The 16,508-nt window shown below is 34.9% G+C and carries 15 protein-coding genes; 7 read left to right on the forward strand and 8 right to left on the reverse strand.

All coding sequences use genetic code 11. The annotated features are described in order from the left end of the window. The first annotated feature begins 3 nt into the window (after positions 1 to 3). Positions 4 to 870: an AadS family aminoglycoside 6-adenylyltransferase gene (locus EG359_RS18775; protein ID WP_076356339.1), complete on the forward strand. Its 867-nt coding sequence runs from the start codon at positions 4 to 6 to the stop codon at positions 868 to 870. A 2-nt stretch (positions 871 to 872) separates the two neighbouring features. Here EG359_RS18775 and EG359_RS18780 read toward each other — a convergent pair whose 3' ends face one another. After that, the gene (locus EG359_RS18780; protein ID WP_076356341.1) at positions 873 to 2,453 is read right to left on the reverse strand and encodes a GMC family oxidoreductase N-terminal domain-containing protein; all 1,581 of its coding nucleotides are present in this window, start codon (positions 2,451 to 2,453) and stop codon (positions 873 to 875) included. A gap of 133 nt (positions 2,454 to 2,586) precedes the next feature. Between EG359_RS18780 and EG359_RS18785 the strand changes: the two genes are divergently transcribed. Both EG359_RS18785 and EG359_RS18790 read left to right on the forward strand, forming a co-directional pair. Next, a complete protein-coding gene (locus tag EG359_RS18785; RefSeq protein WP_076356343.1) occupies positions 2,587 to 3,204 on the forward strand; it encodes a DUF1684 domain-containing protein in 618 nt (205 codons plus the stop codon). A 2-nt stretch (positions 3,205 to 3,206) separates the two neighbouring features. Next, positions 3,207 to 3,680, forward strand: a complete 474-nt coding sequence (locus EG359_RS18790; RefSeq protein ID WP_076356348.1) for a GNAT family N-acetyltransferase — start codon at positions 3,207 to 3,209, stop codon at positions 3,678 to 3,680. 34 nt (positions 3,681 to 3,714) lie between these two features. On the opposite strand, the gene recO is transcribed toward EG359_RS18790, so the two are convergent. Genes recO through EG359_RS18810 form a run of 4 tightly spaced genes read right to left on the reverse strand, consistent with a single transcriptional unit; the run spans position 3,715 to position 8,366 of the window. After that, complete coding sequence (gene recO, locus EG359_RS18795) at positions 3,715 to 4,401, reverse strand: DNA repair protein RecO (protein ID WP_076356350.1); 687 nt, start codon at positions 4,399 to 4,401, stop codon at positions 3,715 to 3,717. Continuing rightward, positions 4,401 to 6,656: a type IX secretion system anionic LPS delivery protein PorZ gene (gene porZ, locus EG359_RS18800; protein WP_076356354.1), complete on the reverse strand. Its 2,256-nt coding sequence runs from the start codon at positions 6,654 to 6,656 to the stop codon at positions 4,401 to 4,403. Before porZ ends, recO begins: the two co-directional genes overlap by 1 nt. A 1-nt stretch (position 6,657) precedes the next feature. Further along, positions 6,658 to 7,608, reverse strand: a complete 951-nt coding sequence (locus EG359_RS18805) for a bifunctional metallophosphatase/5'-nucleotidase (RefSeq protein WP_076356356.1) — start codon at positions 7,606 to 7,608, stop codon at positions 6,658 to 6,660. Further along, positions 7,608 to 8,366, reverse strand: coding sequence for a 5'-nucleotidase C-terminal domain-containing protein (locus EG359_RS18810; RefSeq protein ID WP_076356358.1), 759 nt, complete (start codon positions 8,364 to 8,366; stop codon positions 7,608 to 7,610). Before EG359_RS18810 ends, EG359_RS18805 begins: the two co-directional genes overlap by 1 nt. A 107-nt stretch (positions 8,367 to 8,473) precedes the next feature. On the opposite strand from EG359_RS18810, the gene dapA reads away from it, so the two are divergent. The 4 genes from dapA (at position 8,474) to EG359_RS18830 (ending at position 11,304) form a co-directional block, all read left to right on the forward strand. Next, on the forward strand, positions 8,474 to 9,346 hold the full coding sequence (dapA, locus tag EG359_RS18815; RefSeq protein WP_076356360.1) for a 4-hydroxy-tetrahydrodipicolinate synthase: 873 nt from the start codon (positions 8,474 to 8,476) through the stop codon (positions 9,344 to 9,346). Between the two features lie 139 nt (positions 9,347 to 9,485). Then, entirely contained in the window at positions 9,486 to 9,989 is a 504-nt protein-coding gene (locus EG359_RS18820) for a GNAT family N-acetyltransferase (protein WP_076356362.1), read from the forward strand. 294 nt (positions 9,990 to 10,283) lie between these two features. Then, on the forward strand, positions 10,284 to 10,865 hold the full coding sequence (locus EG359_RS18825) for a helix-turn-helix domain-containing protein (RefSeq protein ID WP_076356364.1): 582 nt from the start codon (positions 10,284 to 10,286) through the stop codon (positions 10,863 to 10,865). Then, positions 10,858 to 11,304, forward strand: a complete 447-nt coding sequence (locus EG359_RS18830; RefSeq protein WP_076356366.1) for a response regulator — start codon at positions 10,858 to 10,860, stop codon at positions 11,302 to 11,304. The genes EG359_RS18825 and EG359_RS18830 overlap by 8 nt, the downstream gene beginning before the upstream one ends. A 613-nt stretch (positions 11,305 to 11,917) precedes the next feature. Here EG359_RS18830 and recG read toward each other — a convergent pair. The 3 genes from recG to EG359_RS18845 form a co-directional block, all read right to left on the reverse strand. Then, positions 11,918 to 14,005, reverse strand: a complete 2,088-nt coding sequence (recG, locus tag EG359_RS18835) for an ATP-dependent DNA helicase RecG (protein ID WP_076356368.1) — start codon at positions 14,003 to 14,005, stop codon at positions 11,918 to 11,920. Between the two features lie 146 nt (positions 14,006 to 14,151). Continuing rightward, positions 14,152 to 14,685, reverse strand: a complete 534-nt coding sequence (locus EG359_RS18840; protein ID WP_076356370.1) for a thioredoxin family protein — start codon at positions 14,683 to 14,685, stop codon at positions 14,152 to 14,154. A gap of 41 nt (positions 14,686 to 14,726) precedes the next feature. After that, a complete protein-coding gene (locus tag EG359_RS18845; protein WP_076356372.1) occupies positions 14,727 to 16,238 on the reverse strand; it encodes a peptide MFS transporter in 1,512 nt (503 codons plus the stop codon). Positions 16,239 to 16,508: the final 270 nt, after the last annotated feature.

The raw sequence follows: 16,508 nt of genomic DNA on the forward strand, positions 1-16,508 counted from the left end.
GTCATGAAAAGAAGAGAAGAAAAGCTGGAGCAGATCATCCAATGGGCAGAGAGGAATCCGGATATCCGTGCTGTTCTTCTGACAAGCTCATTGGTCAATCCGTATGCTCCTGTGGATAACTTCAGTGATCTTGATGTGGAGCTGGTTTTTGAGAACAGAAATGCCTACGAAGTTAATAACGAATGGATCCGTCTTTTTGGAGAACCAATTTCCATGATAGAGGAAAATGACACCGTTTTTGATGGAAAACATGCCATGAAAATGGTGTTGTATAAAGACCATGTAAAGGTGGATTTTAAACTTTATCAGGTATCAGAGTTTTGTGAAGAAGTTAAAGAGGAAAGGCTTCCGGAAGACTGGGACCTTGGATATAAGGTTTTGGTGGATAAAGATGGCCTAACTAAAGACTTGAAGGCGCCAACCTATCAAACCATCATGATTCATAAACCTACTGAACAAGATTTTAAACAATTGTTCAATGATTTTTGGTGGGATGCAACCTATGTGGCAAAATGCCTTAAACGTGGAGATATTTTTTATGCTAAGTTCATGTCTGAGAATATTTTACGGACAGATTATTTGGTTCCTTTAATTGAATGGTATATTGCGAGTTCCCATGGCTGGAACAATATCATGACCAATAAACATGGGAGATTGTTCAAAAAATATCTTTCTACCGAGATGTGGAATAGGGTAGAGGCCACTTTTTCCGGAAGTAATATTGAAGAAAATTGGCAGGCCCTGTTTGCCTGCGCAGATTTTGTGCATGAGCTAGGAACTGATTTAGCTGAGAAACTTAATTTTACATATCCCGCCCAACTTGAAATGGATATCCGAAACTATCTTACCGAAGTAAAAACAATGTCTTAGCTCTAGGCAAATTCATTCTGTTTAATTAGGTTTTCAATACAATACTCTGCAATAGCTGTAATGGTTACGAATGGATTTACTCCAATTGTTCCGGGAATAAGCGATCCATCCAAAACATACAGATGGTCATGATCCCTTAGTTTTCCAAATTCATTGGTAGCTTCACCCAATACACATCCGCCAAGTGGATGATAGCAGATATCCGCTCCAAAGCCATTGTTGAACAGAAAATGACTTCTGGTGCCACCATTGGCCTTATTCATTTTTCTGACAAAGTATTTGGCGTTTTGCCTCATGTTGACCGTGTTGCTTTCATCCCAATTCAATTTCAGCATTTGGGTGGCTTTATCATAGGCTACTTCTCCTTTTTTATCTACTCTGTTGATTAACAAATATAAAGCTGTTGCAACATCCATTCCCATAGGTAAGGGTGCAATTTCTGTAAAAAAAGGATGTTCCTTGTCATCCCAGTTATCGATTCCGCCCACAGGAATTGTAGATTGTTTTGATCCTGTTCCTCCGGATAATGGTTTTACCCAGTTTCTTCCGGTCATGAAATTACCATTGTTACCCCAATTTTTTCCTATTTTCTCATGTATCGGAAGATTATTTACAGCATTGGACCGTAGAAGAAGCTGTAAGGTTCCCATGGTTCCTGCTGAAAGAATCAATTTTTTACAATGAAAAACTTTATCAGTGATTACATTTCCGGAGGTGTCAATTTGCTGAGCATTTAATGTATAGCTTTTATCGTCATTAAGTTTAATATGATCCACTTTATGCAGGTCAAGGATTTCAAGGTTTCCTGTGTCCATAGCTTTTTTAAGGTAGGTTTTGTCTAAACTGTTTTTGCCATGGTTATTTCCATAAATCACCTCTGTATTCAGGGCTGAGCGGGGAACTTCATTACGGAATTCCTTTTCCATATACTTAAAGTCATATACATTAGGAACCCGCATCGTTTTAAAGCCTGCCTTATGGGCCTCTTCTTCACCTACTCTTGTAAATTTGTAATAAGGGCAGTCCTTTAAGAACTGCTCATCAATGACATTTACCTTGAGTTCTTCCCGTACCAAAGGAAAGTAATGATTGTAAAATCTTTCAGCATCCAGATTGGGGAAAACTTCTTTAAAGTAATCTTCTTTAGGAGTTACGGCCATACCTCCGTTTACCAATGAGCCTCCACCAACGCCTCTTCCAACCCAGATATTGATATTATCGAAGTCCAATCGGTCAAGTGTTCCGGTAAAGGGAGTTAAAGAAAAGATATTCATGAAAGGAGCAATGGTTTTCTTTTTCAGCCATGCTGAACTTTTTCCGGGTTTTAAAAGATTGGAAAACGGAATTCCTGCTTTCTCCCAGTTAAGGCCCATTTCCAATAGAACAACTTTTTTTCCGGCCTCACAAAGTCGTAAGGCAGAAACTGCACCTCCATAGCCACTTCCAATGATAATGATAGGGGCTTCCACAATTTCTTTTATGGTATTTGTTCTTCGTTCCGCAGCTTGAAAAAGATTGGATTGAAGAAAATAAAAACCGGAAATAGCCAGTACACTTGTCTTAATGAATTCCTTTCTGTTCATGGGCTTTGGTTCTCAAAAATTATGCTAGATTAAAGGGAATATATTTTATTTAAAACAGATTATGCTTTTTTATTACAATTTTAACTTTTGATCCCCTCAAAAATTCATAGTTTTACTTATAATTTTAAAGTTCATGAAAAAATATATATTGATCTTCTTACTTCTACCTTTATTGGCTTTTTCTCAAAAAATGGTCTCGCAGGAAGTAATGGATGTTAAGAAATTTCAGAAAGATCTTGATACTGAATATCTGGATCCTAAAACCACGCCTTTACGTGGGGATAATTTTACAAACTTTAAAGGACACCCTTTCTTTCCATTTGATATGAAATACAGGGTGACTGCAAAATTTGTTAAAACAAAAAGAGCCAAGCCTTTTGAGTTGCCTACTTCTTCAGGTAAAACAAAATCCTACAAGGAGTATGGAAAAGCAATCTTTGAATTGGATGGGAAGCCTTATACTCTAACTTTATATCAAAGTCTGGACCTGATTAAACAGGAAAAATATAAAGATTATCTTTTCCTTCCATTTAGAGATGCTACCAATGAAAAGGAAACCTATGGTGGTGGAAAATACATGGATCTTAAAATTCCGAAAGGAAATACTATTCTTTTAGATTTTAATCAATCCTATCAACCGTTTTGCGCTTATAATGCCTATGATTACAACTGTCCCATTGTTCCCGAGGAGAATAAACTTCCGGTGGAAATACGCGCCGGAGTAATGTATGAAGATATCTATCATCACTAATTATGATCAGGTTAGAATTCTTTAAGCAAGAAGACTTCTCAAAGGTTAACTATGGCTTGGATGAGAATCAGTTACGCTTTACTGCAACGGCAGAACAGGCTTTGCAAAATATCGAAAAAAGGGATGATAATGATGCATTCCCTATTACAATTCTGGAAGATGGAATTCCTGTAGGTTTTTTTGTTCTTGATTTTGGAAAAGATAAATTTGAGCTAACGGATAATACAAGCGCCGTTTTGATAAGGTCTTTATCTGTGAATCCTGAAATGCAGGGGAAAGGAGTAGGCAAGGAGGCTATGATGCAGGTGGATGATTTTGTGAGAACACATTTTAAGGATTGTAGTGAGATTGTCTTGGCCGTCAACCAGAAAAATGAATTGGCTTATCATATTTATCTTAAGGCAGGGTATATTTATGATGGAAAAACCAGAATTGGAAGAAGCGGACGTCAATATCTGATGCATAAAAAAGTTTAATAAAAAAATAATCAGGTTAGAATTCTCTTTTAAACTATTCAAATATCTGCTGTATAACTTCTAATGACGTTGGGTTTTTAAAGTCAGAGATATGGTAATGGTAATATACCAAAAGACTATCCAGAAAATCTTTTCTTAAGGAAGAATGAATTTTTGTTGCGTAAAGGTTCTCAGTACAAAGCACATTTTTCCAGATCGCTGAAATCTCTTCACCAAACAATTGGTGAGTCGGAGTAGTGGAAAAAGTTCCGGTTTCCGGATCTAAAAAATTACCTTCATTCATTAAAGGCGCAACACCCTGAATCTTTAATATCACCATTAAAAAAAGCAAATGCGACTGGTAGTTTTTATTTTCCAGCTCTTCTATGAATTTTTCTATGCTAAGGAAGATATTTGGATTTTTATTTTCAAGTCTAAGGATTTGGTTCAGAAAATCTGAAATAAAGAATATAACGGTATTTGCTCTTATATCTGCATCAACATCACAGTTTTTTACCAGCTCAAATTTTGAAATAGACTGTATTCCATTTCCTCTTACAGGATTAATAGAAAAGGTAAGTTTATTTAATGGCTGTAGGAGGGCTTTCTTTTTATTTCTTTTGGAATATATTCCTTTCAGGAAATAGGTCTGAAAACCATCCTCTTCTGTAAAACAATGCAGTACAGCATCATTTTCTCCATATTTGATGAATGATAGTAAAAAACCGTTTTGTGAATTCATTAATTAACTACTCCTATTTTGGCTGTAGCTTTATCAGAGCCATCCTCATTGGTCATCAGTACAAAGTAAATTCCTGATGCAACTCTGGTTCCTTTCTGATTATTAAGATCCCATTCATAATATCCTCCTCGAGCGACAGCTGAGTGTACTACATTTCCTGCAGCGTCAGTGATTCTTATGTTTGTTTTTTCTGCTAGGCCTTTAATGGTAACTTTTCCTTTGAAGTTAGAGTAAACAACAGGGTTAGGGTAAACTACAACATCCCCGAAATTAGCATTTACATCAGAAACATCACTTTGATAGGTTACAATACCTTGATAGGTCACAAAATATACTTTACCAGTCTTCTTATCTACTTTTATATCTGTAACACTATTGGTTGGTAGGGGAGAGTTTTCTCTCGTAAAGTGTTTTATTGTTTTTTGACCATCAGAAGATAGATAATAAACACCACCTCCTTCTACGGAAACCCATTTGTAATCTCCGCCATCTACTTCAACCTGTAAAATGTGAGAATCTCTGAAAAGTTCTTCTCCAAGTCCATTTTGCTCTATTATTATAGGATTAACCTGAGGGGCCGGAGTTTTTATTTCTGAGGCTGCATTAGATAATATCCTTAAGCCACTGTCTGTACCAATCCATGCATCACCGGATTTATCAATAGCTACAGATACAGTTCCGTTGGAGTTTCCGGCAAACCCGTTTGATTCTTTTAAGATATAGTCATTGTCGTCGGAAATATTAAGGGCATCCTTATAATCGCATACCCAAAAGGCATTAGCTCTTGATAGAGGGATCCATAACATATTTTCATAAACGATTGGTTTCTGTATTCCCAGGGTTTTAAAAGAAAGTTCCTTAGTGATAAAATCATCTTTAGCTTTGTCATACATAGCTAGAATTGGCGCGCCATTTTCACCATAGGCAATAGATACAAAAATATTGCTTTTAGAGTCAGTTGTAATACCCACAGCACGTCTGTAATATGGAGTAGCCTGTAGGTTATAGTATTTTACAAAGTCAAAGTCCTTATTCCCTGCATTATATTTCATTTTATAAACTCCCTGACCAAACATGGTATAATTTGTGAAAAATATCTCATTATTATCAAAAGGACTTATTACAGCATCTAGTACATTTATATTTCCTAATTTATTAAAGTATGATGAGTAAAGCCATTCTGTACCATTGAAATAGTAGAATCCTGGTTTTTGAGGAATTTCTACTGGGAAATTATATCTGTCAGCTCTTGCTCCGCTGGATACAAGAAGTTGATTATTGTCGTAAAGATTTATCTTATGTGCAAAATTGAAATTAGGGCCTGATGGTTTATAGGTTGTATTACCTTCGTCTTTTATTCCGGAGAACGTTGTTCCACCAAATATTTTTCCGTTGGCAATAATAGATGTATTACACTTTTCGCCAAAATCTATGGCGTTAGAGTAGGTTCCATTGATTCCAAAAGTATATACCCTGCTATCAGTAACTACAATACTGTTAGAGTTTACTACCACATCATTGATGTTTCCAAAGCTGGTAGGAAGCTGCATGGGAGTACCATTATTATAGATAAAAGCTGCGGTAGCCGATGAAAATACTAATTCAGATTCAGAATCAATATGTCTAAATGCTCCGGGAATTTCTGTGGTCCAGGTAGAAAATACAGGGAACGTGGTATTCAGTTCGTGGCTTTTTAAACCTGTGTTTGTTACAGAATATACCTTGTTTCCGAAAATGGTAGCTTCGTTACTTGCTTCATAAACCCCTGCAGTTAAGAAAAATGATGAGTCACCAAATTCTTTCTTTTTTATATTGAATATAGAAACACCATAACCTACTGAAATAACAGCCTGATCTCCTGTGATAGAGATATGGTTGATTTTTTTGTTCCCATTATAGCCTGCAGCAATAGGAATATCAACGATATATTTGATTTCATTAGGAGTAATGACATCCATAGAGCCGTTTTCATAACCAATCACTCCTATCTTACTTTTGGGATCATAATCAAATGCAGTGATTCCTACATTATGCAGACCATTAACCTTAGATAACTTCGTAATTTCTCCTGTTGATATTGTATAATAGAAGATCCCGTTTTCTGTTGCAGCTATTATTTTTCCATTGTCTTCCTTCATGGCTAAGACATTATTATAGGAAAAGAGATCTGCCCATTTTTTTGATGAAATGACCTGAGCTTTTGTAAACTGCAGGGATGCTAAAATACCAAGAGAAATTAAAGAGAGTTTTTTCATATTATGCTATTATGCTGCTGTCAATTGCCTGATTATTCCAGGAGATATGCTTTACGTTTTTGTTTGTATCAAAATAAAAATCAATTCTACCCAAAAGAAGACCTGCCCAGCCCACCTGATTAACAAGTACATTTTTGCCCTGTCTGTTGGTAAACGTTTGAGGTTCCGGTAGAAATGTATGTGTGTGGCCACCTAAGATAATATCAATATTTTCTGTACTAGCTGCTAAAATTTTATCACTTATCTTACTAGGTTCATCCTTATAATCATACCCAATGTGTGAAAGACAAATGACAAGATCGCATTTCTGTTCATTTTTCAAAAAGTTTGAATAATGCTGTGCTACATCAATTGGATTAGAATAAACCGTTTCGCCATATTGTTTCTTACCCACAAGGCCATCCAGTTGAATTCCAACACCGAAGATTCCTACTTTTATTCCATTCTTATTAAAAATCTTATAGGGTGAGGTTTTCCCGTCCAAAATGGTATTTTTAAAATCATAATTGGAGCAGATAAAAGGAAATTGTGCATTAGGAAGAACCTTTAAAAATCCCTCAAGCCCATTATCAAAGTCATGATTTCCCATGGTGGAAGCATCATACTTCATCATGGACATTAATTTGAATTCCAGTTCTCCACCAAAGAAATTAAAATAAGGAGTTCCCTGGAAAATATCTCCCGAATCAAGAAGTAAAACATTACTTTCCTGATTTCTGATTTGCTGAATTAAGCTTGCCCTTCTTGCAAAACCTCCCTGATTGGGATTCTTTGTATAACTTGCATCAAAAGGTTCTATTCTGCTATGCTGGTCATTAGTATGAAGAATGGTCAGTTTATTGGTGGACTTTAAGTCAAGAATGTTTAATTCTTCCGCCATCATCATATTGGGAGCCAAAGCCATTGCTAAAGATCCACCACCTATTGCTTTTAAAAAACTTTTTCTATCCATTACTTTTTACCAATAAAATTTAAACGAACATCTGTAGCAGGAACTATTTCAGGATTTTTCTTGAAATATTCAATATATAGATCTCTAAGTTTCACTCCCGTTGGGATTGCTTCTCCTTTCCCAAAGAACTTCATATTATCACCTCCCAAAGCAAGATAGTCTGAAGTCGCAATATAGTAGTCTTTGTTCGGATCTATTGTTTTTCCGTTAACTAAAGATTGGGTTAATTGTCCGTTTTTTGTTTCAATATATAAGTGAGAAACAGGGTTGTTTACCTGTGTTTTTGCATAATATTCAAAAAGTCCGGGTAAATCAGCACCTTTCATTTTCACAATAATCAATTCATTTTCAAAAGGCATTACTTCAAAAACATTTTTCAGCATAATGTCCCCTTTTCCAATAGTAGTACGAATTCCTCCGATATTGATTAAGGCTGCATCTACATTTTGCTTAAGATTAGCCTTTGTCCATTGATCTCCTCCTTCCAAAGTATAATCAGCTAAAAGATTCCCCAGATTGCTGTTATCTCCCTGTTTTGTAAGATCTACACTGGTATGAGAAATCTTTTGGTTCATTTCTTTATCCAGTTTTTGCTTATAGGGTTCAATAAACTTTACAAACTCCTCATCATTTTTTAGCTCATTATTAATAGAAATATTTTTCTGGGGCTTTACATTCGCAAGCTGCGATGTAGACGCCGTTTTGCATGCAGTAAGCGTTGCCAGAGCAATTCCTAGTAACAAGAATTTATTTTTCATAATATCTTTTAGTATATGCAAATATAACTATATGTATAATAAAACATTATTATTTATTATAAATTCTTAGTGTAAATGATTAAATTTGACGAAAATAATTCGAACAGATGAGCATTTTAAAAGGAGTAGGTGTTGCATTGGTAACACCCTTTAATGAAGATTTATCCGTTGACTTCGATAGTTTAACAAAACTTGTTGAATACAATATTGAAAACGGAACCAATTATTTGGTAGTATTAGGAACAACGGCTGAGGCCGCAACGCTTTCTGATGATGAGAAGAAACAGGTAATTGAGCATATCATTAAGGTGAATAATAAACGTCTTCCTCTTGTATTGGGAATAGGCGGAAACAATACTCTTGAGGTCAAGAAACAGATAGAAGAAGCAGATCTTTCTGCATTTGATGCTGTACTTTCTGTATCTCCATATTATAATAAACCTAATCAGGAGGGTCTTTACCAACACTATAAAGCGCTGGCTTCTACAGGAAAAAATATTATTATATACAATGTTCCGTCGAGAACGGGACAGAATGTTGATGCGGATACTACCATTCGTCTTGCAAAAGAATTCCCGAATCTTTTTATGATTAAGGAGGCAGCACCAAATATCTTACAATATTTTGATATCCTTAGAAAGAAGCCTGAAGGGTTCTCATTGGTTTCAGGAGATGATGAATATACACTTCCTGTTACTTTGGCAGGTGGAAATGGGGTAATTTCTGTGATCGGGCAAGGGTATCCAAAAGAATTTTCTACCATGGTACAATTGGCATTTGACGGAAAGGTAAAAGAAGCCTATGAGATTCACAACAAATTGGTTGAGATCACACGTCTTATTTTTGCAGAAGGAAATCCTTGTGGTATCAAAGTAGTGTTGGCTGAAAAGGGAATTATTAAGAACTATCTGAGACTTCCGTTGGTTCCTGCATCAGAGGGGCTATATGCTAAAATTAAAGCTGAAATGTCAAAGATTTAATTGATGAAATCGTTAATAACTGATTTTAATGTCAATTTGAAATTCACTTATGTGATAAAATTGATGATTTACAATTAACAAAATATAATTAAGTGAAAGGCTTCGGCTTTTCACTTTTTTTAATCATAATAGGAAAAATATGAAATTAACAAAAGCAACCGAAGACAACGTCACCTTAATTCAGGATCTTGCACGCAGAAGCTGGAAGAACGCCTATGCAGACATCCTTTCTGATGACCAAATGGAGTATATGCTTTCCGAAATGTATTCTAATACTGAACTTGAAAGCCAGCTCCAAAATCCCAATTATCACTATTACCTGATTTTGGATGAGGATAATGATTCCTATGAAGGATTTATTGGATACGAACACAATTATGAAGACAAAACGACAAAACTACATCGCATTTACTTGATTCCGGAAAGCAAAGGAAAAGGATTAGGAAAATTAGCACTTCAGTTTTTAAATGAAAAAGTTTCTGAAAACGGAAACGAAAGAATTATCCTGAATGTGAATAAACATAATGCAGCTAAAAAATTCTACGAATCCCAAGGATACAGGGTTTATGACGAGGGAGTATTTGATATTGGGAATGGGTTTGTGATGGATGATTTCTTAATGGAATTTCTAATTCACGATTAATTGACTTAAAATTCTGTAACTTTATCCTGTAATTCTATAACAAGTGATTTCTTTTTTTGATTCATCTTTGTCTCAGAACCAAATCACTTATAACAATACATTCATATGCTTGGTTTTGAGCTTATTTAGCTTTTTATCAGTATATTTTTTTCATCCTTAGTGTTTAAATTCCTGTATTAAAGAATACAGGAGTTTTTTGTTGTAGGGGTAAAGTTAAAAAAATATGGCGCTATTTCACTTTTACTTGAAATAAATTATTATATTTACTAAAAAAATAGGCTTACTAATACTAGGATGAAAATGTACGTTAAATTTGATTTCAATGCCCTCTGTAAGAAGGTGTTGGACGAAAAACTGAAAGAGCATGGGTTGAAATACCGTTTGCTGAATTTCGGTGAGGTAGAGTTCTATGAACCCTTTACGCAGGAACAACATAGTCTTTTTAAGAAAAACCTTGAAGATTATGGTATTGAGATCATTGAAAGCCAAAAAACGGCTTTAGTACAGAAAATAAAAGATGTAATTGTAGAGCTTGTCTTTTCTGAAGAGATTATTCCTGTAAAGGCATCCATTTATATTTCTGAAAAACTGAATCACAGCTATGGATACCTTTCTAACCTATTTTCAGAGGTTGCTTATACTTCCATAGAAAACTTTATCATCCTCCAGAAAATAGAACATGCCAAGGCATTGATTATAAGAAATAAGCAAAGCCTTACGGAAATAGCCCATAAACTGAACTACTCCAGTGTAGCCCATCTAAGTACACAGTTTAAAAATACAACAGGAATTACACCCTCTCAGTTTCAAAAAATTATAGGAAAAAGAAGAAGAGCCCAAAGTGTGGAAACAAACCCTAAAATGCAGTATGAATAAAGAATTTCTGAACGTAATAGTAACAGATAACGATGAAAACACCTTAATTTTTTTTAAAAACATATTTAAAGAGCTTAAAATCTCAATAAAAACTCAATGTTTTTGTAATGGAAAAGACTTGATGGAGTATCTCAATAACAATGATGCGGTTGTCCCTGAAATAGTTTTTATGAAATACAATATTCCCGAAAAGAATAGTCTGGAATGTATGGATGAAATAAAGAAGCAGGAGAAATTCAGTAATATGGTGACAACAGTTTATTATGATCAAATTAGTGAAAATGAAATAGAAGATATTTTCGTAAAAGGAACTAATATTTGTATGAAGAAACCGTCCGATTTTGAAAGTCTGAAAAAGGTGCTTACAGATGTTATTACGATCAATTGGCAGTATCATACTTCAGGGTTGAATAAAGAAAATTTTATTCTTAAAGTATGATCAATAAATAGTTTCGGCATCTTCACTTTAAAGAAATGGAATGGTATTTATTGCATACTATTCACAAATAAGTGAGAATTTTATAATTAATAATTGAAATAATATAAAATAAAATTCAGTTAATATCCGGACATTTGTAAATATAAATTCAGTGACACAAATTTGACTATATACCTCAAGATACAGATGAATGAAGAGTAATTGTTTCTACAGAAAATATATAAATCACGATGTTAGTTAACAAAATGAATTATATTAATTTCCAATTTTAAAGCATAGAAGATCTTTAAACAAAACGGTACAATCATGAAAACTTGAAGTAGTTGGAGATATTTTTATTCGTTTCATTCCCTCATCTCCACCTAAACACAGTTAGTTTTTATAATAAGCAAGTTGGAAAAATAATTCATTTTGTTTTTTATAATTTATTTTAATAGTTCTGGCTTAATCTTTATCTTATTCAAATAATATATAGATATTTTCACACCACACACCACATCACAAAATATTAAGGCCAAACTATTAAAATAAATTTTTTAAGCAAGTCAAAAGTAATTTCTTCTAAATAACAGTTTTATAAGGGGACCGCAGGAAAATATTTTCTGCGGTTTTTTTATGAAATCTTACTCCATTTATTTTTTCCTTTGTAGTACCTGATGTAATAATTCTTGATAATCAGGTTGTCTGGTCTAGCCAACATAGGATCTGCTTCCAGAATTTTATCTACAGTATTTTTTGTTGTCTTAATGATGGCAGAATCTTTCACAAGATCTAACCTCTTGAAATCTACAACACCACTTTGCTGTGTTCCCAGGATATCTCCCGGGCCGCGAAGTTGCATATCCACCTCAGAAATTTTAAAACCATCATTCGTCTCTGTCATAGTTTTGATGCGGGTTCTGCTTTCCTTGGATAATTTATCTGAGGTCATCAAAATACAATAACTCTGTTCTGCACCTCTTCCCACACGGCCTCTAAGCTGATGAAGCTGTGAAAGACCAAACCTTTCAGAACTTTCAATCACCATGACAGAAGCATTGGGAACATTTACACCTACTTCAATAACAGTGGTAGCTACCATAATTTCTGCTTTTCCTGAGGCGAAATAAGCCATGGCAGCATCCTTTTCATCCGGTTTCATTTTTCCATGGAGCATGGTAACATTGTAATCTGAGAAAAAGTCCATGACATGTTCAAGGCCTTCCATTAGATTTTTGTAATCCAGTGTTTCAGATTCTTCAATCAGCGGATATACAAAGTAAATCTGTCTTCCTTTCTTTATTTCATCCCTACAGAAGTTATAAACATAAAGTCTGTCTTTTTCACGTCTGTGAGCCGTGATAATAGGCTTTCTTCCTACCGGCATCTCATCAATTACAGAAACATCAAGATCAGAATAAAAACTCATGGCCAATGTCCTTGGAATAGGAGTGGCAGTCATTACCAGAATATGCGGTGGAATCTTATTCTTGGCCCAAAGTTTTGCCCTTTGTACTACCCCAAACCTGTGCTGCTCATCTATAATAGCCAGCCCAAGATTCTTAAACTTTACCTTATCCTCTAAAACAGCATGAGTTCCTACAAGAATGGAAAGTGTACCATTTTCAAGTTCCTCATGAATAATTCTTCTCTCTGCAGCCTTAGTAGAGCCCGTCAAAAGCCTAATATTGATTCCTGTTTTCTCCAGTAAATCTTTAATTCCATTGTAGTGCTGCTGGGCAAGAATTTCTGTAGGTGCCATCATACAGCTCTGAAAACCATTATCCATGGCAATAAGCATTGTCAATAATGCCACCATTGTTTTTCCGGAGCCTACATCTCCCTGTAGAAGCCTGTTCATTTGAATCGGCCTTTTCATATCCATTCGGATTTCCTTTAAAACCCTCTTTTGTGCATTAGTCAGTTCAAAAGGAAGATGATGTTCATAAAAATCATTAAAATGATCTCCTATAACGGGAAAGGGATTGCCGAATGACTGAGTTTTATGATGAAGCTTTTTTAAGCCATATCCTAGTTGGAAAAAGAATGATTCTTCAAATTTCAGCCTGAAATCTGCCTTATCAAAATGCTCCATGTCTTTAGGGAAATGTACATTGAGAACAGCATGTTGCCTCGACATAAACTTGAATGTTTTCATTAAGTATTCAGGGAAATTTTCTTCAATCAGATTAGGAATTTCCTTACAAATATTTCTCAATGCATTTTGAAAAAATCTTTGGCCTAACCCTCTTTTCGTAAGTTTTTCAGAACTTGGATAAATGGGCTTTAAACGTAGATCCCCTTCTTTGTTTTCCTCAGCCTCTATTTCAGGATGTGGCATAGAAAACTGTCGATTGAAAACATTGATCTTTCCAAAAATATAAACATCGCGGTTAATGGGAAGCTGCTCTTTCAACCATTTTGAATACTGGAACCAAACAAGATCCATACTGCCCGTATCATCATTGAATTTGGCAGATAATCTTTTGGTCTTTCCTGTTTGAATTTCCTGAACCTGGGTAATTCTTCCCTTCAATTGGATTTCCTGACTCGTTTCTTCCTGAAGCTGGGAAACTTTATAGACTTTACTTTTATCCAGATAACGGATAGGATAGAAGTTGAGCATATCTTCTACAGTGGATAATCCTAACACACTTTTGATGAGTTTGGCTCTTTCCGGACCTATCCCTTTTACGTATTCTATGGAAGTATCTAAAGTCATTTTTTATTTTGAAACTCGAATTTTGAGAGTCGAATTTAGAATGAGAAAAATAAAGTCTCGAATTTCGGTAAAATAAAAAAGACTTCCAAAAAAAATTGAAAGTCTTAAGTTTGTTTATAGGTATTAATCCGAAATTGGATTGTCTGTTAATCTTTAATTTTAGATTTGAATTTTTTCTGATAATCTTCCCATTGTTCTCTGGTACGAATCTTTTTAAAGAGATCCTTTGAGATCAGTTCCAGATAAGGTTCCAGTTCCTTGGCAGATAATTCCCCTTGAAGAATAGTGATAGGATCACCATGTTCATCCAGGAATACAGTACTTGGGACTGCTCCTACATTCATATACTGGGTAAACTCATGCAGGGAGTTTCTTCCTTTTTTATGTTCTGTATTAGGATTGGAAAATGTTCTTCCAAAAATTTCAACTGTATTTTTTTCTTCAGCATTGAATTTTACAGGATAATAATTCTCATTTAAAATTTGGGCAATAACAGGATGTCCATATGTTTTTTTGTCCATGATTTTACATGGGCCGCACCAGTCTGCATAAAAATCAATAAGAATTTTCTTGGGATTTTCTTTTTGAGCCTTCAGTGCTTCTTCAATGGTCATCCATTTCACCTGTGCAAAACTAAAGTTTAATAGGAGTAAGAGAACTATGCTTAAAATTTTTTTCATAATTTGATATTTATATAAAAATAAGCATAATTACTTATTCTTTATTTTACCTCCTGCATTAATTTTTTCACATACGGTGATATCAAAATTAATACCACTCCGGCAATTACAGCGTACAATCCCAATTGTTTATATCCATCAGTATAAGTGATAAGTTCATCATAATTGGTAGACCCCTTTTTTGCTGTTGCAAGACTTGCTCCAATAATACCAGCAACGTATTGTCCATAAGCTGATGCCAGGAACCACATCCCCATCATCATTCCCTGAAGATTTTTTGTGGATAGCTTGGTCATAATGGATAATCCAATAGGAGAGAGGCAAAGTTCTCCAAGGGTGATAATTAATAATGCCAATGTGAAGAAATTCAATGAAGTGATTCCTTGAAGATCTGCAAATAAACGGGTTGCGAATAAAACATAATATCCTAATCCCAGGAAAATAAATCCTAATCCGAATTTAATGATGGTATTCGGTTCAATTTTTCTTTTATTCAACCAAATCCAAAGAAGTCCGATTAATGGAGCAAGGAAAATGATGAAAAATGCACCTCCTGAATTATTAACCCCGTTGGGATCTAATCCAAAAAGGTCTTTGTTTAGGTTTTTTGCTGCAAAAATGCTTAAAGAACCTCCACTTTGCTCATAAATTCCCCAGAATATAATTGAGAAAATAATGAAAACTAAGGCTGCCCAAAGTTTCTTACGCTCTGCAGCTGTTACCTTAGACATTTCATAGAATAAATAGATTAATGTTAATGGTCCAATAGTCCACATAAAATAATCGGTATATTCTGTTTTAGCTACCATGGTCATGATAATTGGAACAAAAACCAGAGATAAAACATATACTCCGTATTCTTTCCATTTTGGAATGGGTGCTGATTTTGTTTCTGCTAAAGGATGTCCCGGCTGAAGTCCAATTGTACCTAATGTTCTTTGAGTAAAGACAAAATTGATCAAACTGATGACCATTACGATTGAAGCTAATCCGAATGCAATATGCCATCTCATTTCTTCAGCGATGATATTACTTAAAAATTCACCTTTACCAATCGCAATACAAAGATATCCTCCTAATAGCGCACCAAGATTAATTCCTGCATAAAAAAGTGAAAATCCGGCATCTGCTCTTGAATCATTTGGCTTGTAAAGCTGGCCTACCATGGATGAAATATTCGGTTTGAAGAAACCTGTTCCCACTACGGTAAATGCAATCCCCAGAAAAAAGTATTTGTGTGGATCTGTAGCCAGAATTAAGCTTCCGACAATCATCAGAAGTCCACCCCAGAAAAGGGATTTTCTGAAACCTAGAATTTTATCTGCAAAAAGTCCACCTATAAAGGTAAAGGCATATACGAAGGCCTGCGTGGCTCCATATTGAAGGTTAGCTTCTTTTTCATGGAAGTTTAGCTGGGAGATCATGAAGAATACCAGCATACCGCGCATTCCGTAGAAACAGAAACGTTCCCACATTTCAGAGAAAAAAAGACTCCAGATTTGTCTAGGGTATTTTCCTTTGAAATTTTGTATTTCATCTAAAGTTAAGCTCATAATGATATATGATTGTTTTAATTAAGGGTTTTTATTATCCTGATCCAGTTCAAAACGAATTCTGTCCTGATCGATGATTTATTTTTAATTCTTATTTTTTTTGGAGGTACAGCAGATATTTGCTGGTGAATATTTTTAGAGGACAGAGTGCTTATCTTTTCCAGAATATAACCGAGCTCTGTCTTTGTCTGCACTTTATATTATCCTGAGTTGAAAGCAATCAATAATGAGCCATCCGCCATCTTAAAAATTTTTTCACGCGATTGCCTA

The organism is Chryseobacterium joostei (assembly GCF_003815775.1).
Lineage (GTDB): Bacteria > Bacteroidota > Bacteroidia > Flavobacteriales > Weeksellaceae > Chryseobacterium > Chryseobacterium joostei.